The sequence below is a fragment of the Ensifer sp. 22521 genome (assembly GCF_052044795.1).
Classification (GTDB): Bacteria; Pseudomonadota; Alphaproteobacteria; order Rhizobiales; family Rhizobiaceae; genus Ensifer.
On record NZ_JBQENM010000034.1, the window covers coordinates 37125 to 60501 of the forward strand.

The 23377-nt window shown below is 62.0% G+C and carries 26 protein-coding genes; 9 read left to right on the forward strand and 17 right to left on the reverse strand.

Annotated elements, in window-relative coordinates; translation table 11 throughout:
* Window positions 1–960: a 2-hydroxyacid dehydrogenase gene (locus tag ACTJKE_RS32260; protein WP_058328330.1), complete on the forward strand. Its 960-nt coding sequence runs from the start codon at window positions 1–3 to the stop codon at window positions 958–960.
* Window positions 961–1011: 51 nt separating this feature from the next.
* Here the strand turns inward: ACTJKE_RS32260 and ACTJKE_RS32265 are convergent, their stop codons facing one another.
* From ACTJKE_RS32265 to ACTJKE_RS32275, 3 genes are all read right to left on the reverse strand, one after another.
* The gene (locus tag ACTJKE_RS32265) at window positions 1012–1866 is read right to left on the reverse strand and encodes a C40 family peptidase (RefSeq protein ID WP_113132916.1); all 855 of its coding nucleotides are present in this window, start codon (window positions 1864–1866) and stop codon (window positions 1012–1014) included.
* A gap of 9 nt (window positions 1867–1875) precedes the next feature.
* Window positions 1876–2226, reverse strand: coding sequence for a MarR family transcriptional regulator (locus tag ACTJKE_RS32270; RefSeq protein ID WP_057248220.1), 351 nt, complete (start codon window positions 2224–2226; stop codon window positions 1876–1878).
* 87 nt (window positions 2227–2313) lie between these two features.
* Window positions 2314–3705, reverse strand: coding sequence for a leucyl aminopeptidase family protein (locus ACTJKE_RS32275; RefSeq protein ID WP_057247734.1), 1392 nt, complete (start codon window positions 3703–3705; stop codon window positions 2314–2316).
* A gap of 131 nt (window positions 3706–3836) precedes the next feature.
* Here ACTJKE_RS32275 and ACTJKE_RS32280 point away from each other — a divergent pair, with 131 nt between their 5' ends.
* Complete coding sequence (locus ACTJKE_RS32280; RefSeq protein ID WP_113132917.1) at window positions 3837–4658, forward strand: tetratricopeptide repeat protein; 822 nt, start codon at window positions 3837–3839, stop codon at window positions 4656–4658.
* A 272-nt stretch (window positions 4659–4930) separates the two neighbouring features.
* On the opposite strand, the gene ACTJKE_RS32285 is transcribed toward ACTJKE_RS32280, so the two are convergent.
* The 10 genes from ACTJKE_RS32285 to ACTJKE_RS32330 form a co-directional block, all read right to left on the reverse strand.
* Window positions 4931–5914, reverse strand: coding sequence for a type II secretion system F family protein (locus tag ACTJKE_RS32285; protein ID WP_057247732.1), 984 nt, complete (start codon window positions 5912–5914; stop codon window positions 4931–4933).
* Between the two features lie 10 nt (window positions 5915–5924).
* Window positions 5925–6935: a type II secretion system F family protein gene (locus ACTJKE_RS32290; protein WP_057247731.1), complete on the reverse strand. Its 1011-nt coding sequence runs from the start codon at window positions 6933–6935 to the stop codon at window positions 5925–5927.
* A gap of 8 nt (window positions 6936–6943) precedes the next feature.
* Complete coding sequence (locus tag ACTJKE_RS32295; protein WP_057247730.1) at window positions 6944–8413, reverse strand: CpaF family protein; 1470 nt, start codon at window positions 8411–8413, stop codon at window positions 6944–6946.
* Window positions 8414–8434: 21 nt separating this feature from the next.
* Complete coding sequence (locus ACTJKE_RS32300) at window positions 8435–9724, reverse strand: AAA family ATPase (RefSeq protein ID WP_440693502.1); 1290 nt, start codon at window positions 9722–9724, stop codon at window positions 8435–8437.
* An 18-nt stretch (window positions 9725–9742) separates the two neighbouring features.
* Window positions 9743–10438, reverse strand: coding sequence for a CpaD family pilus assembly protein (locus tag ACTJKE_RS32305; protein ID WP_057247728.1), 696 nt, complete (start codon window positions 10436–10438; stop codon window positions 9743–9745).
* Window positions 10439–10494: 56 nt separating this feature from the next.
* Entirely contained in the window at window positions 10495–12042 is a 1548-nt protein-coding gene (locus ACTJKE_RS32310; protein ID WP_057247727.1) for a type II and III secretion system protein family protein, read from the reverse strand.
* A 10-nt stretch (window positions 12043–12052) separates the two neighbouring features.
* A complete protein-coding gene (cpaB, locus tag ACTJKE_RS32315; protein ID WP_110880881.1) occupies window positions 12053–12862 on the reverse strand; it encodes a Flp pilus assembly protein CpaB in 810 nt (269 codons plus the stop codon).
* Between the two features lie 117 nt (window positions 12863–12979).
* Window positions 12980–13492 (reverse strand): A24 family peptidase, encoded by a 513-nt coding sequence (locus tag ACTJKE_RS32320; protein ID WP_113132919.1) that lies wholly within the window; start codon window positions 13490–13492, stop codon window positions 12980–12982.
* 112 nt (window positions 13493–13604) lie between these two features.
* On the reverse strand, window positions 13605–13784 hold the full coding sequence (locus tag ACTJKE_RS32325) for a Flp family type IVb pilin (protein WP_110880879.1): 180 nt from the start codon (window positions 13782–13784) through the stop codon (window positions 13605–13607).
* 30 nt (window positions 13785–13814) lie between these two features.
* A complete protein-coding gene (locus ACTJKE_RS32330; protein WP_110880878.1) occupies window positions 13815–13997 on the reverse strand; it encodes a Flp family type IVb pilin in 183 nt (60 codons plus the stop codon).
* Between the two features lie 259 nt (window positions 13998–14256).
* Between ACTJKE_RS32330 and ACTJKE_RS32335 the strand changes: the two genes are divergently transcribed.
* The 7 genes from ACTJKE_RS32335 (at window position 14257) to ACTJKE_RS32365 (ending at window position 19899) form a co-directional block, all read left to right on the forward strand.
* Entirely contained in the window at window positions 14257–14667 is a 411-nt protein-coding gene (locus ACTJKE_RS32335; protein ID WP_110880877.1) for a pilus assembly protein N-terminal domain-containing protein, read from the forward strand.
* 115 nt (window positions 14668–14782) lie between these two features.
* Complete coding sequence (locus ACTJKE_RS32340) at window positions 14783–15406, forward strand: TadE/TadG family type IV pilus assembly protein (RefSeq protein WP_113132920.1); 624 nt, start codon at window positions 14783–14785, stop codon at window positions 15404–15406.
* A 59-nt stretch (window positions 15407–15465) separates the two neighbouring features.
* Complete coding sequence (locus tag ACTJKE_RS32345) at window positions 15466–16005, forward strand: TadE/TadG family type IV pilus assembly protein (protein ID WP_093235394.1); 540 nt, start codon at window positions 15466–15468, stop codon at window positions 16003–16005.
* 144 nt (window positions 16006–16149) lie between these two features.
* A complete protein-coding gene (locus ACTJKE_RS32350) occupies window positions 16150–17370 on the forward strand; it encodes a phosphopentomutase (protein WP_057248218.1) in 1221 nt (406 codons plus the stop codon).
* Complete coding sequence (locus ACTJKE_RS32355) at window positions 17367–18335, forward strand: adenosine deaminase (protein ID WP_440693506.1); 969 nt, start codon at window positions 17367–17369, stop codon at window positions 18333–18335. Before ACTJKE_RS32350 ends, ACTJKE_RS32355 begins: the two co-directional genes overlap by 4 nt.
* Window positions 18336–18556: 221 nt before the next feature.
* The gene (upp, locus tag ACTJKE_RS32360; protein ID WP_058324465.1) at window positions 18557–19186 is read left to right on the forward strand and encodes a uracil phosphoribosyltransferase; all 630 of its coding nucleotides are present in this window, start codon (window positions 18557–18559) and stop codon (window positions 19184–19186) included.
* A 188-nt stretch (window positions 19187–19374) separates the two neighbouring features.
* The gene (locus tag ACTJKE_RS32365) at window positions 19375–19899 is read left to right on the forward strand and encodes a TIGR02281 family clan AA aspartic protease (protein ID WP_440693508.1); all 525 of its coding nucleotides are present in this window, start codon (window positions 19375–19377) and stop codon (window positions 19897–19899) included.
* Here ACTJKE_RS32365 and deoA read toward each other — a convergent pair.
* The 4 genes from deoA to ACTJKE_RS32385 are packed head-to-tail and all read right to left on the reverse strand — an operon-like array spanning window position 19892 to window position 23376.
* A complete protein-coding gene (gene deoA / locus ACTJKE_RS32370) occupies window positions 19892–21208 on the reverse strand; it encodes a thymidine phosphorylase (protein WP_113132921.1) in 1317 nt (438 codons plus the stop codon). The two genes, ACTJKE_RS32365 and deoA, sit on opposite strands and share 8 nt — an antisense overlap.
* Window positions 21205–22011, reverse strand: coding sequence for a purine-nucleoside phosphorylase (locus ACTJKE_RS32375; protein WP_058328335.1), 807 nt, complete (start codon window positions 22009–22011; stop codon window positions 21205–21207). Before ACTJKE_RS32375 ends, deoA begins: the two co-directional genes overlap by 4 nt.
* A complete protein-coding gene (locus tag ACTJKE_RS32380) occupies window positions 22008–22400 on the reverse strand; it encodes a cytidine deaminase (protein ID WP_034805117.1) in 393 nt (130 codons plus the stop codon). The genes ACTJKE_RS32375 and ACTJKE_RS32380 overlap by 4 nt, the downstream gene beginning before the upstream one ends.
* 4 nt (window positions 22401–22404) lie before the next feature.
* Window positions 22405–23376 carry an ABC transporter permease gene (locus tag ACTJKE_RS32385; protein ID WP_057247715.1) on the reverse strand — a complete coding sequence of 324 codons (972 nt, stop codon included), beginning with the start codon at window positions 23374–23376 and terminating at the stop codon, window positions 22405–22407.
* Window position 23377 lies beyond the last annotated feature (1 nt).

The window sequence follows — 23377 nt, forward strand, 5'->3', positions numbered from 1 at the left end:
ATGTCCGCAAAGAGCCCCGTCATCGTCGATCTGAAGTTCATTCCGGAGGAGGTCGAGGCGGCTCTTCGCGGCGCCTTTCCCGATCGCGAGGTGATCAATCGCGCCGACGTCGTGCACCACAACCGCGATCTCTCGGGGATCGACTATGCAGTGGTGTGGAAATCGGCGCCGGATCTCTTCGAGCGGGCGCCGGATCTCAAGGTGGTCTTCTCCGGCGGCGCCGGCGTCGATCACGTGCTGACGCTTCCCGGGCTTCCCGAGGTGCCGCTGGTGCGCTTCGTCGATCAGACGCTGACGACGCGCATGAGCGAGTGGGTCGTCATGCAATGTCTTCTGCATCTGCGCCAGCACCGCGCCTATGAGGCGCTAGCGGCGAAGCGCGAATGGCGCGATCTGACCCAGCCGGAAGCCGCAGACATCACGGTCGGCATCATGGGCATGGGCGTGCTTGGCCAGGACGCCGCCCGCAAGCTCTCCACCATGGGATTCAAGGTCGTCGGCTGGTCGCGCAGCAAGCGAGACGTCGCAGGCATCGAGACCTTCGGCGGCAGCGAGCTCGACACGTTCCTGGCGCGCACGGATTTCCTCGTCGGTCTGCTGCCGCTGACGCCGGACACCCGTGGCATTTTCAATCTGCGCCTGTTTGCCAAGCTCAGCCGCAACGGTCCGTTTGGCGCGCCTGTTTTCATCAATGCCGGTCGCGGCGGCAGCCAGGTCGAAGCGGATATCCTGAGCGCGCTGGACAGTGGTGTGCTCGGCGGCGCCTCGCTCGATGTCTTCGAAGAGGAACCGCTTGCCAGCGACAGCCGCTTCTGGACGATGCCGAACGTCTATGTCACACCGCATGTGGCGGCATCCTCCGACGTCAAGGCGCTGTTCCGCCATGTCGAGCAGCAGATCGCCCGCTTCGAAAGCGGTCAATCGCTCGAACACGTGGTCGACAAAGTAGCCGGCTATTGATTTAGCGGAAGCGAGGTGCGGCGGAATCAACCCGCCTGCACGTGGCTTGCTTCAGGGCCGTCGATAGCCGGTCGGCTGGTCATAGAGCCAGCCAATGCGAGCGATCGCCTCTTCCAATCCTTCATGCGCGACCGACATGGTGTGGCCGTTGGCATGGATCAGCGTGCGTTCGTCTTCCATGATCGCGACATGGCCCTTCCAGAACACGAGATCGCCGCGCCGCAACTCTTCACGAGCGATCGGCATGCCGAGCCGAGCCGCCTGCATGTCGGAATCGCGCTCGACTACACGGCCTGCCATCAACATCGACGTCTGGACGAGGCCTGAGCAATCGATGCCGAAGCCGGAGCGGCCGCCCCACAGATAGGGCGTCTCCAGGAAGCGGGTGGCGACGGTGACGTAGTCGGCGCTGACGGCGTGGCCAACGGGCGCACAATGATTGGCGACGATCGCGCGGCCGCCCTCAAGCAGGAAGTAGCGCGTGCCACGCGTTTCCGCCTCGCCGATGACCGCGACACGGCTTCCCATCGAGAGAGCGAGGGCATGCGGAAACTTGAGGTCGGCACCGTTGTAGACGAATGTGCGCGGCACGGTGACGATATGGGTCGGAACGGTCGTCTGCCGCAGAAGAGCCGTCTCCGGCAGATAGCCGACATAGCCGTCGAGATCGGCTTTGACCCAGGCCCAGCCCTCGGCCGTATCAAGCACCCGCACGCCCTCGCCATAGAGCACCTCGGTGTCCGTGCCGCAAGCGGCGTCCGGGCGAGCACGCAGCGGCGCGACCGGCACGGCGAGCGTCGCCACCTCTCCCTCGACATAACGCTCCGCCTCGACCTGGCCGCGAAGCGCGATTTCGGCGAGATCGCTGCGATAGGCGTTGAGACGACGGTCCGGCAGTTGCGACATGGCTGAGACTCACAAGGTCAATTTGCGACCATGAAGAATGATCAGATCGCCGAGTTTTTCAAGGTAAAGCGCACCTTCGACGGTGCGTTTTATGATCACGTTGCGCCGGTCGATATCGTCACGCACCCGGTCCACGAGACCAAGAGCGCCCATGGTATCGAGCGCGCGGGTGATGACCGGCTTGGTAACGCCCAGCGTCGCCGCCAGTCCGCGCACCGTGTGGGGCGGTGGCACGAGGTAGATGTGCAGAAGGATCGCCAGCTGCCGCAGGGTCAGGTCGCGGCTGTCGACGCGCACCTGGGCGAGCGACACCGTATGCCAAAGCCCGAGGGCCTGGGAAGGCGTAAGCTCGATCGGCAATGGCGGCTCCTGCGCAGAAAGATGATCCGCCACGATAGCGGCGGATCGTTACGCAAGCGTTTCTTTCTTGCCAATCGTTCCGATAGGCTATTTCGCCATCTTCTGGACGTGATGGTAGAGCGCCCGGATCGCCTGCGCCTCGCCGCCAACCGGCGAATGCGGCCGCTCGGACTGTGCCCATCCGAAGATGTCGAAATGCACCCAGCTCTTGGTGTTGGTGACGAAACGCCTTAGGAAGAGCGCTGCAGTGATTGAACCGGCCATACCACCCGCCGGCGCATTGGTGAGATCTGCGATCCGTGCCGAGACATCCTTGTCGTAGCCATTGTAAAGCGGCATGCGCCACATCGGATCGTCGACCTCGAGGCTTGCTTCCGAGAGATCATGGGCAAGGTCGGCGTCGTCGGTAAAGAAGGGCGGTAGATCCGGGCCGAGCGCGACGCGAGCGGCACCGGTGAGCGTCGCCATGTCGACCAAAAGATCAGTCTTCTCCTCGTCGGCATAGGCGAGCGCATCGGCCAAGATCAGCCGGCCCTCGGCATCGGTGTTGTCGATCTGAACTGTCAGCCCCTTGCGGCTGCGATAGATGTCACCGGGGCGGAAGGCATTGGCGGAGATCGAGTTCTCGACAACCGGCACGATGACGCGCAGATCGACCTTGAGTTTGGCGTCCATGATCATCAACGCGAGGCCGAGGACATTGGCGGCACCGCCCATGTCCTTCTTCATCAAGAGCATCGAGGCGGCCGGCTTGATGTCGAGACCGCCGGTGTCGAAGCAGACGCCCTTGCCGACCAGCGTTACCTTCTTGTGGCCCTTCTTGCCCCAGCGCAGCTCAAGCAGGCGCGGAGCTTCGGCGCTGGCGCGTCCAACGGTATGGACCAGAGGGAAATTCTGCGTCAGCAGCGCTTCGCCCGATATCACCGAGACATCGGCCTTGTAGTGGGCGGCAAGCGCGCGGAATGCCGCTTCGAGCGCCTCGGGACCCATGTCGTTGGTTGGCGTGTTGATCAGGTCGCGCGCAAGGAAGACGCCGGCGAGCTGCCGCTTGATATCGGTCGCATCGGCGTCGGCGGGGATCAGCAGTGTCGGCGGCTCGCCCTTGGTGGATTTGTAGCGCTCGAAGCGATAGGAACCGAGGCCATAGCCGAGCGCCAGCCGGTTGGCGGTGAGCGGCGCGGTTTCGATGTGCCACTTGCCTGCCGGCAGTGCTCGCGCAAGCTTGCCGGCCAGAAACGGCGCTTCCGACGGGTTGCTGCCGAGACCGAAGAGCGCACCGCCGAGATGGCCGTCTGAGGACGGGATCAACAGCACCGCGCCGGATTCGGCCGTGAAGCCAGCCTTGCGCGCCCAGTCCAAAGCGATCGGATCGATCGTCCCCGTCTCAATATGCGCCGGCGTGACCGCGAAGATCGGCAGGGTCTTGCCGGCGCTGGTGTTGAACGGCGACGGCCGCTCGATGAACTGATAGGGAGCCATGAAAGTCCTCGGCTGACAGAGATGGAATCGCGCCATTAACGCTCCGTTAGGGTTAACAGATTATTGCTGGAGTGAAAGTTGCGCCGGTGTTGTCTGAAGTTCAGGTGCGCGAATGCATGCTGGGGACACTCATGGCCAAACGCACGACTTCACCGTTGAAAGCCGCTCACTTCTTCCAGGGCGCGGCGATTGCGCTGGTGGCGCTCTCGCTCGCAGGCTGCGCCAATCAGCCGAAGAAGGAGCTGACCACGGGCTCGATTTCGAGAACGTCGACGCCGGTTCAGTCGATGACCGCGACCGAGCTTTCGGCGGCGGCCGAAAGCGTTGGCCAGGCCTATGAAAAGAACCCCAAGGATCGCGAAGCCGGGCTCAACTACGCCAACCTCCTGCGTATGACCGGCCGCAACGAGCAGGCCCTCGCGGTCATGCAGCAGGTCGCGATCAACAATCCGTCGGACCGGGAAGTGCTCGGTGCCTATGGCAAGGCGCAGGCCGCGGCCGGCCAGCTCGATCAGGCGCTGGCGACGATCAGCCGCGCCCAGACCCCGGACCGTCCGGACTGGAAGCTGAAATCGGCCGAGGGCGCGATCCTCGACCAACTCGGACGCCCGCAGGAGGCGCGCACGCGCTACCGCGAAGCGCTCGAACTCAGGCCGACCGAACCGTCGGTGCTCTCCAACCTCGGCATGTCCTATCTTCTGACCAAGGATCTCCGTACCGCCGAAACCTATCTCAAATCGGCGGCGGCCCAGCCCGGTGCTGACAGCAGCGTGCGCCAGAACCTGGCGCTGGCCGTCGGGCTTCAGGGCCGCTTTCAGGAGGCCGAGACCATCGCCCGGCAGGAACTTTCCAGCGAGCAGGCAGAAGCGAACGTCGCCTATCTGCGCTCAATGCTCTCCCAGCAGGGAGCGTGGAAGCAGCTGGCGAAGGCTGACGAAGCGAAGACCAACTGAGCACCTTACAGTCAAGGCACAGTCAGGCGGCTCTCCCCTCCTCCGGTGTATTTCACCTCAGAAACGCATGCGTTAACGCGCGTCAGACCGCGCGGCGTCGTGAGCCGGCACTGTCCCCCAAACAGTGGGCGCAACGGACGACACGATTTTCAGTTACACCCCGAAATTCGCTGGAGCAGCCCGCTTCGAGCGGAATCGCTGGAAGCAAAAAAGACGCTCTGGAATCAAGGTTCCAGAGCGTCGTTCGTGCGTTCGTCTGAGCGCAGGGTGGTCTAGAACTTGTCGGCCACCTGAATGCCGGCGGGTCCAAGGATGACGGCGACCAGCACGGGCAGAAAGAACAGGATCATCGGCACCGTCAGCTTGGGCGGCAGCGCCGCCGCTTTCTTCTCCGCCGCGTTCATGCGCTGATCGCGGCTTTCTTGCGCAAGGACGCGCAAGGCCTGGGCGATCGGGGTGCCGTAGCGGTCCGCCTGGATGAGTGCCTGGACCACCGACCTGACCTCTTCGAGGCCGGTGCGAAGACCGAGGTTTTCAAGTGCTGCGCGACGCTCGGGCAGGAAGGAAAGTTCTGCCGTCGTCAGCACGAGTTCTTCCGCCAATGGCTGCGACTGGGCTGCGATTTCGTCGGCGACACGCCGCATGGCAAGTTCCATCGACACACCCGATTCGACACAGATCAAGAGAAGGTCGAGTGCATCCGGCCAGGCGCGACGAATGGAAGCCTGACGCTTGGAGACGGCATTGGCGACGATAATGTTCGGCGCGTAGAAGCCCAGATAGGCGAAACCGATCGCAAAGAAGAGACGTACCATCAGCGGTTTCTCGGCAAAGTTGCCGAGCCCGAAGATGTAGACGAGGGCGACGAGCAGAAACAGGAAGGGCAGGCAGAAACGCGCAAACAGGAAGGTATTGAGGGCATTCTGTGAGCGAAAGCCGGCCATTTTCAAACGGTTGACCGTCTTGTCATCCACGAGCGCCGTGCGCAGATTGAGCCGTTCGACGATCTGGCGAATGGAGGCGTTGTTTTGGCCACGCAGGCTCGCCCTGCCGCCCTGCATATCAGCAAGCCGCGCCCGTTCGCGTGCTCGGATTTGTTCCCGCTCGCTCGCAACCGACTTCATCCGCTTTCCGAGGTCGCCCCGTTCGAAGAACGGCACGATCAGCGAATAAAAAGTCGCGAGCACGGCGAGCGAAACCAGAACGGCCAGGACAACGTTCGGATCGGTCAGTGTCTTGATCAGGCCCGTGCTCATCGATGCCCCCTCAGATATCGAAATTGATCATGTTGCGCATCACCATGATGCCTACGCTCATCCAGAAGAGGCCGAGACCGATAATCAAGTGGCCGCGCGGGTCGGTGAACAGGACCATCATGTATGCGGGTGACGTCAGATAAACGAGCAAGGCAACGATGAACGGCAGGGCACCAATGATGCACGCCGACGCCTTGGCCTCCATCGACATCGCGCTGACCTTCGCCCTCATCTTCCTACGTTCGCGCAGAACCTTCGACAGGTTGCCGAGGGCTTCGGAAAGGTTGCCGCCCGCCTGCGCCTGAATGGCGATCACGATCGCGAAGAAGTTCACCTCCGGCAAGGGAATGCTATTGATCATGCGGGCACAGGCATCAGTGACGCTCAACCCGACCTGCTGTGATTCCACCACGCGGCGAAACTCCGTCTTCACCGGCTCCTGCGCGTCGGCGGCAATGAGGCGGAGCGCGTCATTGAGAGGAAGGCCCGATTTGATCGAGCGGACCATGGTCTCGAGAGCGTTCGGAAACTCCTCCAGGAACTTCTTGCAGCGTCGCTTGATCAGGAAGCCGACAAACCAACGGGGTAGGCCAAGGCCGGCGATCACTGCTATGCCGAGGCCTATAGCGGGCCCGGCTCCCATGATCAGGGCGACGAGAAAGGCGAAGGCGCCGAAAAGCGCGCTGAACAGATAGAAGCGCCCCAAGGAAACTGAGAGGTCCGCCTGGGTCAGTCGCACCTTCATCGAAGGGGAAGACTTGGCCGAGCGCTCCTGTTGCTTCTTCTCGAGTTCCTTCAGCGAATCCTGCACGGACTTGCGCCGCTTCGACAGTTCGCTCACGCGGTCCCGCGCGGCCTTCACCTTGGCGCGGTCCGTTTCAGCCGCGCTGACCTTACGCACGCGGCCTTCCGCCTTCTTTTCGCTTTCGATACGCGAGAACAAAAGGCCGTAGGCGAGCGCCGCCGCCGATATTGCGACAAGGGCGGCCAGCGCCAGAACGGTGATGTCTATGCCGAACATCGCAGCTCCTAGTTCTTGTCCATCGCGTCAAGGGTGGCGGCCAAACGCTTATCCTCGTTGAAGTAGCGGGCGCGATCCCAGAAATGCGGCCGGCCGATGCCGGTCGACGTGTGGCGGCCAATGATACGTCCGCCGGCGTCCTCGCCATCGATCTCGTAGCGCATCAGGTCCTGCGTGATGATCACGTCACCTTCCATGCCGACCACTTCGGTTATGTGGGTAATGCGCCGGGAGCCGTCGCGCAAACGCGATGCCTGGATGATCACATCAACCGATCCGGCAATGATCTCGCGCACGGTTTTGGCTGGCAGGCTGTAGCCACCCAAGGCGATCATCGATTCCATACGGCTCAAGCATTCGCGCGGCGTGTTGGCATGGATCGTTCCCATCGAGCCGTCATGGCCGGTGTTCATCGCCTGAAGCAGGTCGAAAACTTCTGGTCCGCGCACTTCGCCGACGATGATGCGTTCGGGGCGCATGCGCAGGCAGTTCTTGATGAGGTCGCGCATGGTGATCTCACCTTCGCCTTCGATGTTCGGCGGGCGCGTTTCCAGGCGCACGACATGCGGCTGCTGCAGCTGCAGCTCGGCCGTGTCCTCGCAGGTAATGACCCGTTCGTCGGCGTCGATGTAGCGCGTGAGGCAGTTGAGAAGTGTCGTCTTGCCCGAGCCGGTGCCACCGGAGATGACAATGTTGCAGCGGACGCGGCCGATGATCTGCAGAAGGACGGCACCCTCCGCCGTTACCGAACCGAAGCGCACGAGCTGCTCCAGCGTCAGCTTGTCCTTCTTGAACTTGCGGATGGTCAGCGCCGTGCCGTCGATGGCGAGCGGCGGGGCAATGACGTTGACACGGGATCCGTCTGGCAGGCGGGCGTCGCAGATTGGGCTCGATTCATCGACGCGACGGCCGACCTGGCCGACGATGCGCTGGCAGATCGACAGCAGCTGCGCGTTGTCGCGAAACCGGATTTCCGATTCCTGCACCTTGCCGCCGACTTCGATGAAGGTCTGACCGGCGCCATTAACCATGATGTCGGCGATGTCGTCGCGGGCAAGCAGCGGTTCGAGCGGACCATACCCCAGCACGTCGTTGCATATGTCGTCGAGCAGCTCTTCCTGCTCGGAGATCGACATCGCGAAATTCTTGATCGTGATGATGTCGTTGACGATGTCGCGGATTTCCTCGCGCGCGCTCTCGGTGTCGAGCTTGGCGAGCTGCGACAGGTCGATCGTGTCGATCAGCGCCGAAAATACCTGCGACTTCGTATCGTAATAGTCTTCCGTTCGCGCGGTGCGACGCCGGGTCGTCGATGGGGCGGCCGGCTGGATCTTCGGGATCGCGGACGTCGTTTCGCCGAGAACCGGAACCGCGGACCGCTCGGTCGCCATCGGTTGCGCAGCAACCACGGGCGGCGGAACGGCGGGACCCGGGGTGCCGCTTTTGCCGAAGCCTTCGTTTCCGCGTTTGCCAAACATTTGCGTGATCCTATGTCCAGTCTATTTCCTGCCGAGCGCGGCAAGCACCTTTCCAAGTCCGCCGCGCCGAGCCTTCTTCATCGTTACCCGGCCGGTCAAAAGATGCGCGAGCTGTGAGAACGTTTCAGCCGCCGGCGCCTTCTTGTCGATTTCCGCTATCATCCGTCCGCTGTTCGAAGCGTTGCCAAATAGGGCCGCGTCAAAGGGAATGATGGCCGCCGCTTCGGTTTCCAGCGAATCGCAGAACTCGCTCGCCGTAATCTCCGGACGCTTCGGCATCCCGACCTGGTTCAGAACCAAGTGGGGCGGTTTGTCGTTTGGACGCAGCTTCTTCATTGCATCGAGCAGGTTCTTGGTATTGCGCAGGCTGGCGAGATCGGGGATCGCGGTAATCACCACTTCGTCGGCTTCTCCGAGCACGGCGCGGGTCCAGTCCGTCCACAGATGCGGAAGATCGAGTACGGAAACGGGGGCGCTGCGCTGCAGGATCTCCAGGATCGGGTGGAACGCACCGGTCTCAAAATCATAGGCGCGGTCCAGCATGGAGGGGGCGGCCAACAGCGACAGGTGGTCGGAGCATTTGGTCAGCAGCCGGTCAAGGAACACCTCGTCCAGGCGCTCTGGCGCAAACACCGCTTCGGCAATGCCCTGCGGCGGATCCTGGTCGAAATCGATGTTGGCCGTGCCATAGGGAAGGTCGAGATCGGCGAGAATGGTCTCGGTCGAGAAGAGGCTGGAGATGCCCCAGGCGCAATTGTGCGCGATCACCGACGAACCGCAACCGCCCTTTGCACCGATGAAGGCGATGCTTCGGCCCAGGGGCTCGGCATCCGGGTCGACGAAGATCGCCGAAACGGCGGTGAGAATGTCCGGCATAGACACCGGTGCGACCATGTATTCCGAAATGCCGTTGCGGATGAGCTCGCGATAGAGCCCGATATCATTGTGTTTGCCGACGAGAATCACCTTGGTGCTCGGGTCGCAGACCTCTGCAAGCGGCGTAAGCTCGGCCAGTAGCGACCGTGGTTCGGTCGATGTTTCAAGGATGATGAGATTGGGGGTAGACACGGTCGCGAACATGTTTGCGGCCGCGTCGATGCTGCCGCTGTTGATGCGCAAGCTGACCTTGGCCATGCGCCGGTCCCGCCCGCAACGCTCCATCAGCTGCTGCATTGCATTGGTTTCGCAGAATGCGTGGATCGAGATCCGCGGTAGCGGGCGGACTTGCTCCAGATCGCCCGTGCGCACCTGGTCGGAGAAAGGATCGTCCCCCTCGCCGCCGGTGCCGATCTTATAATCGATCGTGTTCATTTCTTCATCCCGCCGCTATCAGTTGAAGATGACGACCGGGCCGTCGCTCTTGTCGGTTCCACGCCAGTCCTTGATCACCTGGCCACGCTGTTCCGCGTCGATCGGCGACGTCTGGCGCGGGCCGAGCAGGTCTGTCGGATTGGCGATCTGGGCGGCCAGGTTCGATTGCGAGGCGCAACCGAAATTGTAATAGTTCTTGTTTTCCAGTGTGTTGAGGTTCAGATCTTCCGGCCAGGTGCCGCAAGGCGCGGTCTGGGCGGTAATCGCAACGTAGCTCAAGCGGATCGGTGCCGCGTCTCCATAAGGTCCGGCGTCGTAGCTCGTTTCGAGCAGACGTTTGGCGGGAATGCCCGCAGCAACCAGGACGCCGCGGATTTCCCTGCGCATCGCTTGCGCAGCATGGCTGTTGGCCGCGCCGCGCGGCATCATGATCTGCACGACGCCGCTTGCCGAATTGCGATAGTCGGAAGCGAACCCGGCGATAACATCGCGCGTGCCCTGGGTCAGGCGACGGTCGCCCGATGCGATCGGGATGTCGATGGCGCGTTCGCCTTCGGCGAGCACGATCGGATGTCTCGTGCGATAGTCGTCCGGAATCGAGCCAGTAGCGAGATTGTCCTTTGTCCCGCAGCTCGCAAGAAAGATACCAGCGATGGCCAGCATGGCCACGCGGCTCGTGCATCGCATGAAGGCGCTGGATGTGCTCAGGGGCATGGCAGTCGGCCTTTCAGAATTCTGGTGGGAACCGGTTCGAAGCGTCATGATCCGACCTATTTGTAGATGAAGCCGACATTGCCGTGGTAACGCCCTGCCGGAGCGGCCGCCTCCGGCCGCCCGTAGATGCGGTTCACGCGGCCAAGGAAGTAGCTGTCGAGATCATTGGCCGGATTGAAATTGTCGTCAGGCCGGGAGATCGCGCTTCTGGCGACAGGACGGACAAGATAGGGCGTCGCGATGATGACGAGCTCGGTTTCGTTGCGCACGAAATCCTTGCTGCGGAAGAGCGTTCCGAGGATCGGGATCTTCGAAGCACCCGGCAGGCCGGACATCGCCTGGCGAATATTGTCCTGAACCAGGCCGGCGATCACGATCGAGCCGCCGGAAGGCAACTCGACGCTGGTCGAAGCTTCGCGCCTGCGGATGCCGAGAAAGGTATTGCCAGGAATCTTGCTCGTGCCGTTGCCAGTGACGACGGATCCCTCATAGGTGGGCTCAGAGACATTCGTCTCGATCTGCAGGCTGATGCGTCCCGGTCCCAGGACAACAGGCTTGAAGTTCAGGCGGATGCCGTATTCGACGTCGTTGACTTCGCGCGTGACCCTGTTTTCGCCGGTCTGATCGTCGGTCGTGACTTCCTGGGTTCCCGACAGGCGAAACTGACCGCCGACATAGAACTTCGCCTCCTGACCAGAAATCGCCGTCAGGCTTGGCTCGGCCAGTGTCCGCATCACACCCGCCTGCTCCATCGCGTTGATGTAGCTGGAGATCATCGTGCCGCCGACAGACTTGTTGATCACCGCGTTGACACCAACGCCGATCGCATCCCCGAGGTTGGCCGGATTGCGGAAACCGATGCCGCTTTCGCCGTCGCTAACACGGCCGTTGAAACCGAGCTGCTTCAGCACCTGGCGGCTGACTTCGGCCACCGTGACCTTGAGGTTGACCTGGTCATCGCCGTCGATCGTCAGGAGGTTGACGATCTGCGAAACCTGGCGATCTTCAGCGAAGATGTCGGCATCGCCATTGTTGCCCTGGGCGGTGATGTTGCGCGTGGTCGCCTCGCCGCCCTGGAGGAAGGCCTTCGCAAGGTCTACGGCACGGGTGGAATCGAGCGGCGTTCGCACGGTTCCGGTCAAGACGATGTTGTCCGAAATGATCTCGACATTGATGTCGGCGTCCGGAATGAAGCGACGCAGATTGGACTGGAGATTGGCGATATCGCGCTCGACTTCGATGTCGAGGCTGACGATCTCCTCGCCATTGGGGCCGAAGACGAAGATGTTGGTCTGGCCGACGGATTTGCCGAAGAGATAGATACGCCGTGAGGTGCGCGTCACTGCGTCCGCCAGCGACGGGTCCGCCACGAGAATGTCGTGCGCGTCCGCCGGCAGGTCGACGACCACGGCCTTGTTTAAGCCGAGACTGACCTTCTTCTTGACGCCTGGGCCGCTTTCAACGATCCGCACGACGGAGGAAGCAGCGGCGAGTGCGACCGTCGGCGCCGGCAGATACATGCCGGTAAACGCCAGGCAGAATGATAGGCCGGCTGCGACAGACGCCCGAAATGTGTTTCCGCTCCGTTTCACCTTATGCCCCATTCTAGCCTGGTTACTGCTGTGTCTGGCCGAGGGCGCCATCGCTCTTGACGATGGACCCGGATTTGATGACCTGAATGCTCGGCTGACCGTCGCCGCTCAATAGATAGTCTGCGGCGTCGGTGTCGGATTCCTGTGCATCGGCGACGCTTCGGAGCGCCAATGAAATGCGCTCGGCCATCTGCTGCGCCACTGTCATTACTTTCGACTGGTCGGGCGTCAGCTCCAGCGTGGCCGTGGTTCCGACCACGGCCTTGGTGCCGTCTTCCTTCTCCTCGACCTGCTGGTCGATCGCCAGAACACGCACGTTGCTGAGCACGGTTTCGGTCAGGTAGAGTTCGCCATCGCCCTTGCGGACCATGATGACGTCGACACGGTCATTCGGAAGGATGAAGCCGCCGGCACCGGTAGCGACGGTGATTTCCGTCGCGACGGCGCGTTTGCCCGCCGGCAACAGCGACGACATGATGCGGTTGGACGAGTCTGCGACCTTTTCGTGACGGACCGGCTCGCCGTTGAAGATCGGCAAGCGAACGACGGCTCCGGTGAGGTCGTCGATTGCCGACGGTTGACTTTCGTCGGTGATCAGGCCGTCAACCAAACCGTCCTTCGGCCAGGCCATCCACTGGATGGAATCGCCGCCCAGGCGCGAACCGACAGGCAGGCTCTTGCTGGCAACCAGGACGTTGACGGTCGGCGCCCGCTCGATCAGAGGCTCGGCGGCCAACGGCGCAGGTGCGCGCGTCAGTTTCATCGCCAATAGACCAGCCATTGCAGCCGATAGAACGGCCACCGCCAGTATGATGATGCGAACCGGTTTCATGATCGTTTCCGAGCCCCGAAAAATGCCAGGGTCAGATTGATCAGGAATTGGTGTAATTATAGTTAACGGATTGCTTATGAGGAGAGTTAACGAAAGGTGATGCCCCGCGCCCGGGCCTTAAGAAAGGCGCGCAAAGGCCGCCTGCATGAGCGGCGAAGCCGGATAGGCGGCAAAGCCACCAAGCGCGATTGCAACGCCGTAGGGAATTTTCTTGGCCGTCAGCAAGAGTTGCGGAACAGGGATGCCACTCGCCAGTATTGTGTTTTCATGCCGGCGCAGCATCAGGATGGCAAGCGTCAGCAAGCCTCCAAAAATCGAGACGTAGAGCAGAAAAGCGGTCAACGATGGGGTGAACCCGAACCAGATGGCGCTGGCGGTTAAGAGCTTGGCGTCTCCGCCGCCCATCACGTTTGCGGCAAACAGACCGAAGCACACGGCAAAGACAACCAAGGCCGCAGCCATATGCCGGGCGATCTCCGTGAAATCGAGCCCCGCCAACGGCGCCACGACAAGAAAGCTGCCCAGAAGGATCACCGAAACGCGATTGGGAATCGTCATGGTCAGCAGGTCCGAAAACGCTGCAAATCCCAGACAGAAGGGAAAGATCACGAAAATGGCGGCTTCAGTCATGTTCCGGTCTTCCGAAGGAGGGTATGCAATCTCCGATGCCCCGCAGGACTCCAGATAACAATGGAGCCGCCTTTGGAGCGGCTCCATTTCAGGTCATTGCGGGACCCGTTCGTCAGATCTTGCCGCTCGTCGCAATGCTCGACCCGATTTTACTGAGCGCGGAATCGAGCGTGTTGCCAAGCGTGGATGCACCGGCGATCAGGGCTGCGGAAACAAGCGCCGCGATTAAGCCATACTCGATCGCGGTCGCACCGCCTTCATCCCGCTTCAGGCGATGGAAAATCTTCGTCATGCGAATTTTTCCTCGCTTAAAGCAGTCAGATCAGAGACCGTTCGTTTCGGTCGTCAGCTTCGTGCCCAGCTTGCTGAATGTGTCGTCGAGCGCGTTGCCCAGGGTGCTTGCGCCAGCAATGAGGGCAACCGAGATGAGGGCGGCGATCAGGCCGTACTCGATCGCGGTCGCGCCGGACTCGTCCTTCATCAGACGGGCAAAAATCTTCTTCATGATGATTCTCCTACTTCGCGTTTGTTGTTCAGCACTTCCGCCAACTGTTGCCGTTGATCGGATGGCCTCAAACTAGTCCTGGCGCATTTCCATCGACTTAAAGAAGGCGGTTACCGACAGGTTAACGATGCATCCCTGATTTTTGGGTAAACGAACAGAAAACGGCGCGGGGCGCCTATCCGGTCTCGAAATCATGGATTTAACGGTTCATTCACCAAGACGAGGGAGTATGGCGTGAGCATCACCTCAAGGACCCGCCATGACCATGCCATTCGCGACCGGCCGAGCCGCCCTGTTTGCTTTCGTGATCGCGTCGCTCCCGGTGGTCGCCGCTGCTGCAGAGAACGACATGATGCGCGTCTATATGGATCACGCGCGCGTGCTCAAACTCGACCGTCCGGTCAGCAAGGTCATCATCGGCAATGCCGAAGTGGCAGACGCCACGGTTGCCGATGCCCGAACCATCGTCATCACCGGCCGCAATTTTGGCACGACCAATCTGGTCATCCTCGACCAGGATGGAAACGCCATTGTCGATGAGCGGATTCTGGTGTCGATCGATGAAGGCAACACCGTGCGCGTCTACAAACAGACGTCGCGCACCGTGCTCTCCTGTACGCCAAATTGTGAACGACACGCGGAACGTAAAACCACAGGTAGCACCAACTGAATTTTATGGGTTTCGACCCGCGATTCGTTAAAATGCACATGATTTGCGGGAACGAAATATCAACGGTTGCTCCATAATCTTCCGCCCGTCTGGCGTAACATGATGGGACGGCACAATGAGCAGCGAGCAGGCAATCGAACGTGCGAGCGGGCCTGATATCAGGCGAAAAGGCATTCTGCGCCGCTTCATCCGCAACCGCAAAGGCACGACGAGCATCGAGTTCGCCATCCTCGCGCTGCCCTTCTTCGTGGTGATTTTCGCCTCACTCGAAACCTTTGCCGCCTTCTACGGCGACCAGCTCCTGGCGAACGCAACGGAGACGATGGCGCGCAAGGTCCGTACCGGCCAGATTACCTTCCAGCGGGGGAAGGCCACGGATATGACTCAGGCGCAGTTTCGCCAGGCCTTCTGCAATGAAATCTCAGTCCTGATGAAATGCTCCGCCACCGAAGCAAACCAGCCCTCGCAGTTCTACCTGGATGTCCGGGCGGTCTCGGATCTCAGCACGTTTCCTGTGAACATCCCGCGCAAGGCGGATTCGACCGATATTGATACGGGCGACTTCAAGTTTGCCCCCGGCGGTCCGGGTACCTTCAACGTGGTGCGTGCCTACTATCGGTGGAGCGTGATCACCGACCTCGTCAGGCCGTTCGTCACCAATTTGCGGCCCGCCGGCGCGAGCATGCCGAAGGACTATCTCATGGTGGCAACCGCCACCTTCCGAAACGAGAGCGAGTGAGGTTTGCCGTGAAGCAGATTGCGAAGCAAACGATCCTGCGCCTTCGGGCGGTTTCTGCCATGTTTCACGCACTGCGGCGGGACAAACGCGGCGTCGGAGCCGTTGAATTCGCGATCGTCGCACCCTTGCTGATCATAACCTATCTCGGTGCGTTCGAGCTTTCGGTCGGTTTTACGGTCGCAGGCAAGACGGCCCGCGCCGCGAGCGCCGTCGCCGACATCATCGCACAGCAATCGGAAGTCAACAAAGCCTTCCTCGCCAAGGTGCCGAATATCGCAAAGAGTATTCTCGAACCCTATGGGAACGCGAACTACACACTGAAGATCACCGGTATCGAGGTCTCAAGCACCAATGAGGGGACCGTCATTTGGTCGCGCGATCAGGCCGGCGGGGTTCCCTACAGCGTGAATTCGAAGGTCACCCTGCCCGGGCAATTCACGGCCAACAAGTCCTTTGTCATTCGCACGGAGCTGACCGTGCCGCACGAGTTGCTGCTCTACGCTCCGAGCCTTCAGGCCACGGCGAAGACGATAGACCTCTCCAAGACGGCCTACTTCCATTCGCGTCTCGCCCAAACAATAAAATGCACTGATTGCTGATCGGGCACTGATCCGGCGCAATTGCATTGCGCCGTGCGCAGCGCTATCCCTTCGGGATTGTGCGTGGCGCGCGCCTCCGGCGTCGTCGCGTTCTTCCAGAAGCTTTCGGAGCGCGATGCGAGCGCTTCCGCTGTCAGGTGCATCATGGCGCGTGCGTTTCTATTCGTTCTCGATTCCTTCGGCTTAGGCGGCGCGCCGGATGCCGAAGCCTACGGTGACCTGGGCGCCAACACGCTCGGACACATCGCCGAGTTCTGCGCCGCCGGCGCCGCAGATCGGGTTGGTTTGCGAGAAGGGCCGCTCAATCTGCCGAACATGTCCGCCCTTGGCCTTGTTCACGCAGCAAAGCTCGCCAACGGCACGATTCCCAAGGGCATGCCGGTGCCCAATCGGGTCTATGGTGCCTTTGGCGCCGCCAGCGAAGTCTCGCGCGGCAAGGACACGCCCTCCGGGCACTGGGAAATCGGCGGCACGCCGGTCATGTTCGATTGGGGTTACTTTTCGGCTGAAGGCGATGCCTTTCCGCCCGAGCTCGTCGAAACCATCTGCCGCGAAGGCAACATTCCCGGCATCCTCGGCAATTGCCATGCTTCCGGCACCGACATCATCGCCCGCCACGGCGAGGAGCACATGCGCAGCGGCAAGCCGATCTGCTACACCTCTTCGGACTCGGTCTTCCAGATCGCGGCGCATGAGCAGAGCTTCGGGCTCGATCGCCTGCTTGAGCTTTGCCAGACGGTCCGCCGCCTGGTCGACGACTACAATATCGGCCGCGTGATCGCCCGCCCCTTCGTCGGCACCAGCCCGCAGACTTTCACCCGGACCGGCAATCGCCGTGACTATTCCGTGCTGCCGCCGGAGCCGACGATCCTCGACCGGCTGACGGAAGCGGGGCGCACGGTTCACGCGATCGGCAAGATCGGCGACATCTTCGCCCACCAGGGGGTGACGAAGCTGACGAAGGCCGACGGCAATATGGCGCTCTTCGACGCAAGTCTCGCGGCCATCGACGAGGCCGAAGACGGCAGCCTGGTCTTCACCAATTTCGTCGATTTCGACATGCTCTACGGCCATCGCCGCGACGTCGCCGGTTACGCGGCAGCACTCGAAGCCTTCGATGCGCGCCTGCCGGATCTCGACCGCCGCCTGCAGCCCACCGACATCGTCATCCTCACGGCCGATCACGGCTGCGACCCGACCTGGCGCGGCACCGACCATACGCGCGAGCGGGTGCCGGTGCTGATGTTCGGACCGTCGCTGCGCAGCCGCTCGCTCGGCGTCGCCAACACCTTCGCGCATATCGGCGAATCCGTCGCCAAACATCTCGGCATCGCGCCGGGCCATCATGGGAGAAGCCTCATTTGACCGCGCATCTGAAGAAGGCGGAGCTGCATTGCCACATCGAAGGCGCGACGCCGCCTGAGCTGGCTTTAGCTCAGGCCGAGAAGTATGGCATCGACACCAGCGCGATCATCCGTGACAGGGCCTATGTCTGGGAAGACTTCACCAGCTTCGTGAAATGCTACGACGCCACCGCCTCGCTGTTTCGGACCGAGGAAGACTACGCACTGCTCGCCGAAGCCTATCTGACGGAGCTTGCCGAAGCCGGCACGATCTACAGTGAAATCATCGTTTCGCCCGACCACGGCAACACGATCGGCCTGGGCGCGAAAGCTTACCTTGAGGGCCTTGCCGCCGGCATGGAAGCCGCAAGGCAGAAGACCGGGATCGAATCGCGCATGCTGATCACAGGCATTCGCCATCTCGGCCCGGAGTCCGTAATCAAGACCGCAGAATTCGCGGCCAGGCGGGAGCATGCGCTCGTCACCGGCTTCAACCTCGCTGGCGAAGAACGCATGCACAACGTGGCCGATTTTGCCCGCGCCTTCGACATTGTACGGGACGCAGGCCTTGGCCTGACGATCCATGCGGGCGAGCTCTCCGGCGCCTTTAGTGTGCGCGACGCGCTTGACCACGTGCACCCCTCGCGCATCAGCCATGGCGTTCGGGCGATCGAAGACATGGATCTGGTGCGGCGCCTTGCCGATGCCGGAGTCGTGCTCGAAGTCTGCCCCGGCTCCAACATCTCGCTGCAGGTCTTCCCGGACTTCGCCTCGCACCCATTGCGGGCACTTTACGAGGCCGGCGTGCGCGTCACGCTCAATTCCGACGATCCACCGTTCTTCCATACGTCGCTCGCTCAGGAATACGACATCGCCTCTGCGGTGATGGGCTTCACCGACGAGGAGATCAACCGCATGACCCGCACGGCGATCGAGGCCGCCTTCGTCGACGAGCCGACGCGCCAGCGGCTGCTCGCGCGGATCTAGAGCGCCGTGCGTTCAGGTGAACGCACTTGGCTCTAGCCTATGATGCCAGAGCATCTTCCCGCTTCAAGCGATTACGCTTGAAAGCGGGATGCTCTGGAAACCGCGACGCCGGATTGCCGTCCGTCGGCTGGGGATGACGTTCTCCGGCCGGCCAATACCCTTGCGGCGACGACGCATTCCATGGAAAAAGGACGGATACAAAAAATCCGGAAAGGTGAGCCATGAACGGCGTTACAGTGATCGATCATCCGCTTGTGCAGCACAAGCTGACCATCATGCGCAAGAAGGAGACCTCAACCGCGGGTTTCCGCCGGCTTCTCCGGGAGATCTCGACGCTGCTCTGCTACGAGGTCACGCGCGATCTCGAACTGACGATGGAGCGGATCGAGACTCCGCTGGAGGAAATGGACTCGCCGGTCCTCGAGGGCAAGAAGCTTGTGTTCGCCTCGATCCTGCGCGCCGGCAACGGGCTTCTGGAAGGCATGCTCGAGCTGGTGCCTTCGGCCCGCGTCTCGCACATCGGCGTCTATCGTGACCATGAGACGCTGGAAGCGGTGGAGTATTACTTCAAGGCGCCGGAAAGCCTGTCCGAACGCCTCATCATCGTCGTCGACCCGATGCTCGCCACCGGCAACTCGTCGATCGCAGCGATCGACAAGCTGAAGGAGCGCGGCGCCAAGAACATCCGCTTCCTCTGCCTGCTGGCTGCCCCCGAGGGGATCCGCAATTTCCAGGGTGCACACCCGGACGTGCCGATCTACACGGCCTCGATCGACAGCCACCTCAACGAACTCGGATACATCATGCCCGGCCTCGGTGACGCGGGCGACCGCATGTACGGCACCAAATGATTTCCTGATCCTTAACCAGGATTGCAAATCCGTGAGAAAGCCGCCGGTATCCGGCGGCTTTTTTATGTCGTCTTAGGCGTCATGCGGTCTACTGCTCCATAGCGATCGCGCCTCCTTTTCGGGCGTGCAGACCGGTCTCCGCAGCAATTTGCGTTTGCTGCATCCGATGCCATTGAAGGGTGATGTCCATGCTCGTCCGTTTGCTCGCATTGGCAGGTTTGGCCGCACTTGCAGCCATGGTGGTTCCGCACTTGGCAACGACCGCCTTGATGCAAGGCGGTAACAAGACGGCTGCCAAGGAAGCTGCAGCCCCGCCGACGACCACGGCAAAGTATGCGGCGGGGCGGAGCGTTGTGCTCGACGCCGATGGCAGGGGCCACTTCTTTGGCACTTTCCGCATCAACGGCCGCAGCGAGCGCGGCCTGGTCGACACCGGCGCCAGCAGCATCGCCATCAACCTTTCGACCGCACGCCGGCTCGGCATTGCACCAAGCACGCTTTCCTTCACGGCTCGCGTCAATACTGCCAATGGTGTCGTCGAAGCGGCTCCGGCGATGCTGAACCGGATCGAGATCGGCGGCATATCGGTACGCGACGTTCAGGCACTGGTGCTGCCGGACAAGGCGCTCTCCGGCACGCTTATCGGCATGACGTTCCTGAACCGGCTGTCATCCTTCCGCGTCGAGGACGGTGCCCTGCACCTCGTCAGGTGATTTTCGCGAGAATCGGCGAACGCTTCGTCGGCTCGATATCATCGATCGTATAGAGTTCGTGCAGACGCCGACGGGCTACGTCCGCAGCATCCCGATCGGCCGCATGAACAAAGGCAATCAGGTCGCCCTTCTCGATCTGCGTACCGAGCGGCTTCAGCGCATCGAAGCCGACCCGATGATCGATCCTGTCATCCGGATGCGACCGTCCGCCGCCGAGCGCAATGACAGCCATGCCCAGTTCGCGGGTCTCACAGGCTGCAAGATAGCCGGACTGCTTCGCTTCGACCGGCAAGATGACCGGCGCACGCCCGAGATAGGCCACCGAGCGCTCGACGAAATCCGTCGGGCCGCCGAGCGCGTGCACCATTTTTCCGAAGCATTCGAGCGCCGCCCCGCTTGAAAGCGCCTTGCGCGCCAGCGCTTCGCCCTGTTCGGCATCACCAGCGACGCCCCCCGCCACCAACATTTCGGCAGCAAAGGCCAGGACGACCGTTTCGAGCCGAGTGCCCTTCTTCTCGCCCCGGAGGAAGGCCAGGCAATTGTCGATCTCCAACGCGTTGCCGGCGGCATCGGCCAGCGGTTCGTTCATGTCGGTCAGAAGCGCCGAGGTACGAACGCCGGCGCCGTTGGCGACATCGACCAGCGAGCGCGCAAGCACCTCCGCTTCCTTGGCATCGCTCATGAAGGAGCCATTGCCGAGCTTGACGTCGAGCACCAGCGACTGAAGGCCGGCGGCCAGCTTCTTCGACAGGATCGAGGCCGTGATCAGCGGCACGGAATCGACGGTCGCGGTCACGTCGCGGATCGCATAAAGCCGTTTGTCGGCCGGAGCGAGGTTCGCCGTCTGGCCGATGATTGCGCAGCCGATCTCGTCGACTGTCCTGCGGAATAGCGCCGCCGACGGCTGGATATCGTAGCCGGGTATCGATTCGAGCTTGTCGAGCGTGCCGCCCGTATGCCCGAGCCCGCGCCCCGAAATCATCGGCACGGCAAGGCCGCAGGCGGCGACGATCGGCGCCAGCATCAGCGAGACGTTGTCGCCAACGCCGCCGGTAGAATGCTTGTCGGCGATCGGGCGACCGATGGTGCTCCAGTCGAGTGTTTCGCCGGAGTCGCGCATCGCGAGGGTCAGGGCCACGGTCTCGTCGCGGCTCATGCCGGAAAACCAGACCGCCATGGCGAAAGCGGCGACCTGCCCTTCGGAGATCGAGCCATCCGAAAGGCCGCGGACAAAGTCCGCGATCTCGGCTGGAGCGAGGCGTTCGCCGTTGCGCTTGCGCCTGATTGTTTCCTGCGGAAGCATCGTCACCCGCGCACCGCGTCGGCTGCGATCATGTCGGCGAGGATCGCGGCAAGCCGCTTGCCACCAACCGGCGCCATGTCCTTCGTCTCGTGATGGCTGATCTCGCCCCCGGTCATGCCGGCGCCGAAATTGGTGATCACCGAAGCGGCGACGACCCTCAGCCCGAAGAAACGGGCGAGAATGACCTCCGGAACCGTGGACATGCCGACGGCATCGGCGCCAAGGATGCGGGCCATGCGGATCTCGGCCGGCGTCTCGAAACTCGGGCCGGAGAACCACATATAGACGCCGCCAAGAAGCGGAATGCCGAGGCGTTCGGCACTCTCCTGCATTCTTCCGGCGAGCTCGGCATCATAGGCATTGGTCATGCCGACGAAGCGATCGTCGCTTTCCACGCCGATCAGCGGGTTGAAGCCCGAATAGTTGATGTGATCGGAAATCCGCATCACCGATCCCGGCGGCAGATCCTCCCGCAGCGATCCTGCGGAATTGGTCAGCACCAGGCACTCAATGCCGAGCGCTTTCAGGGTTTCCAGCGGCAGGCGCATCGCGTTGGCGTCGCCCTGTTCGTAATAATGGACTCGGCCGGAGAGCATGACAACAGGAACGCCCGAGAGCGTTCCGGCGACGAGTTCGCCGGCATGGCCGGAGACGCTGCTGACCGGGAACCCTGGTATGTCGGCATAGGAAAGCCGCAGCGTTTCGTCCACGGCATCGACCAGCGAGCCGAGCCCGGAACCGAGCACGATGCCATAGCGCGGCGAAAGGCCGCCGAGCCTGGATTTCAGCAATTCAGCGGCCGCGGTCATCCGAGGATCTCGGTCTCGAAGCTGTGCGGCAGCAGGTCCGACAGCGCCAGGGTCTTCTTCACCCCGGTCTCATCACACAGGAAGATCCGCGTGCTGGCACCGGAAAATTCCGCCAGCCGCTGCCGGCAGCCGCCGCAGGGTGGGCAGAGCGCCAGCTTCTCGGCGATGACGGCCACTTCCATGATCTTGCGTTGGCCTGCCATGACCATATGGCTGATAGCGGTGGTCTCAGCGCACCACCCTTCAGGGAACGACAGGTTCTCGATGTTGGCGCCGGTATAGATCTTGCCGTCCTCGGCACGGATCGCCGCGCCGACCGGAAACTTCGAATAGGGCGCGTGCGCCTTGGCCATCGCGTCACGCGCGGCCTCGAACAGTTCCTTTTCCATGGTTCTAGCGCTCCTTGACATAGGGGACACCGCCGGCCTTCGGCGGGATGGCCTTGCCGATGAACCCGGCGAGCAGGATCACGGTCAGAATGTAGGGCAGCGCCTGCATCAACTGCACCGGCACCTGGCCGATCAGCGGCAGGGGATTGCCCTGAAGGCGGATCGCCAGCGCATCGAGGAAACCGAAGAGCAGGCAGGCCAGCATGATGTTGAACGGCCGCCATTTGGCAAAGATCAGCGCTGCGAGCGCGATGTAGCCCTTGCCAGCGGTCATTCCCTTGACGAAGCCGGCGGTCATCGCCAGCGACAGATAGGCACCGGCAAAGCCGCAGAGGATGCCGCAGCAGATAACTGCGCGATAACGCAGCCAGAGAACCGAGATGCCGGCGGTATCGACCGCGCCCGGATTTTCGCCGACGGCGCGTAAGCGCAGGCCGAAGCGGGTGCGGTAAAGGATCCACCAGCTGATTGGCACCATCGCGAAGGCGACATAGGTCAGAAGGAAATGGCCGGAAAGCAGGTCAGAATAGATCGGGCCGAGGATCGGGATCTCCCTGACGCTGTCGGCATAGGGAAAGGTGATCGTCTGGAAACGGGAACCTTCCCCGAGCGCCGGCGTGCGGCCGCCCTGGCGGAACCAGGCTTCACCGAGAATGACGGTCGAGCCGGCGACGATGAAGTTGATCGCGACACCGGAGACGATCTGGTTGCCGCGCTGGGTGATCGAGGCGTAGCCGTGCACCAACGACAGCGCGATCGAGATCAGGATCGCCGCAAGCAGCCCCATCCACACGGACTGGGTGACCGCAGCGACGGCGCCGGCCGCAAAGGCCGCACCAAGCATCTTGCCTTCAAGGCCGATGTCGAAAACGCCGGCGCGTTCGGTGAACAGCCCGGCAAGGGCTGCGAAGATCAGCGGAACGGAAACACGGATGGTGGACTCGAGGAGCACCACGATGACGTGGAAGAAATCCATG

Bases quoted from the DNA above. Each gene is read 5' to 3' on its own strand.
- ACTJKE_RS32260 (WP_058328330.1), top strand. From the start codon at position 1: ATGTCCGCAAAGAGCCCCGTCATCGTCGATCTGAAGTTCATTCCGGAG.
- ACTJKE_RS32265 (WP_113132916.1), bottom strand. From the start codon at position 1,866: ATGTCGCAACTGCCGGACCGTCGTCTCAACGCCTATCGCAGCGATCTC.
- ACTJKE_RS32275 (WP_057247734.1), bottom strand. From the start codon at position 3,705: ATGGCTCCCTATCAGTTCATCGAGCGGCCGTCGCCGTTCAACACCAGC.
- ACTJKE_RS32280 (WP_113132917.1), top strand. From the start codon at position 3,837: ATGGCCAAACGCACGACTTCACCGTTGAAAGCCGCTCACTTCTTCCAG.
- ACTJKE_RS32285 (WP_057247732.1), bottom strand. From the start codon at position 5,914: ATGAGCACGGGCCTGATCAAGACACTGACCGATCCGAACGTTGTCCTG.
- ACTJKE_RS32290 (WP_057247731.1), bottom strand. From the start codon at position 6,935: ATGTTCGGCATAGACATCACCGTTCTGGCGCTGGCCGCCCTTGTCGCA.
- ACTJKE_RS32295 (WP_057247730.1), bottom strand. From the start codon at position 8,413: ATGTTTGGCAAACGCGGAAACGAAGGCTTCGGCAAAAGCGGCACCCCG.
- ACTJKE_RS32300 (WP_440693502.1), bottom strand. From the start codon at position 9,724: ATGAACACGATCGATTATAAGATCGGCACCGGCGGCGAGGGGGACGAT.
- ACTJKE_RS32305 (WP_057247728.1), bottom strand. From the start codon at position 10,438: ATGCCCCTGAGCACATCCAGCGCCTTCATGCGATGCACGAGCCGCGTG.
- ACTJKE_RS32310 (WP_057247727.1), bottom strand. From the start codon at position 12,042: ATGGGGCATAAGGTGAAACGGAGCGGAAACACATTTCGGGCGTCTGTC.
- cpaB (WP_110880881.1), bottom strand. From the start codon at position 12,862: ATGAAACCGGTTCGCATCATCATACTGGCGGTGGCCGTTCTATCGGCT.
- ACTJKE_RS32320 (WP_113132919.1), bottom strand. From the start codon at position 13,492: ATGACTGAAGCCGCCATTTTCGTGATCTTTCCCTTCTGTCTGGGATTT.
- ACTJKE_RS32325 (WP_110880879.1), bottom strand. From the start codon at position 13,784: ATGACGAAGATTTTCCATCGCCTGAAGCGGGATGAAGGCGGTGCGACC.
- ACTJKE_RS32330 (WP_110880878.1), bottom strand. From the start codon at position 13,997: ATGAAGAAGATTTTTGCCCGTCTGATGAAGGACGAGTCCGGCGCGACC.
- ACTJKE_RS32335 (WP_110880877.1), top strand. From the start codon at position 14,257: ATGACCATGCCATTCGCGACCGGCCGAGCCGCCCTGTTTGCTTTCGTG.
- ACTJKE_RS32340 (WP_113132920.1), top strand. From the start codon at position 14,783: ATGAGCAGCGAGCAGGCAATCGAACGTGCGAGCGGGCCTGATATCAGG.
- ACTJKE_RS32345 (WP_093235394.1), top strand. From the start codon at position 15,466: ATGTTTCACGCACTGCGGCGGGACAAACGCGGCGTCGGAGCCGTTGAA.
- ACTJKE_RS32350 (WP_057248218.1), top strand. From the start codon at position 16,150: ATGGCGCGTGCGTTTCTATTCGTTCTCGATTCCTTCGGCTTAGGCGGC.
- upp (WP_058324465.1), top strand. From the start codon at position 18,557: ATGAACGGCGTTACAGTGATCGATCATCCGCTTGTGCAGCACAAGCTG.
- ACTJKE_RS32365 (WP_440693508.1), top strand. From the start codon at position 19,375: ATGCTCGTCCGTTTGCTCGCATTGGCAGGTTTGGCCGCACTTGCAGCC.
- ACTJKE_RS32375 (WP_058328335.1), bottom strand. From the start codon at position 22,011: ATGACCGCGGCCGCTGAATTGCTGAAATCCAGGCTCGGCGGCCTTTCG.
- ACTJKE_RS32380 (WP_034805117.1), bottom strand. From the start codon at position 22,400: ATGGAAAAGGAACTGTTCGAGGCCGCGCGTGACGCGATGGCCAAGGCG.
- ACTJKE_RS32385 (WP_057247715.1), bottom strand. From the start codon at position 23,376: ATGGATTTCTTCCACGTCATCGTGGTGCTCCTCGAGTCCACCATCCGT.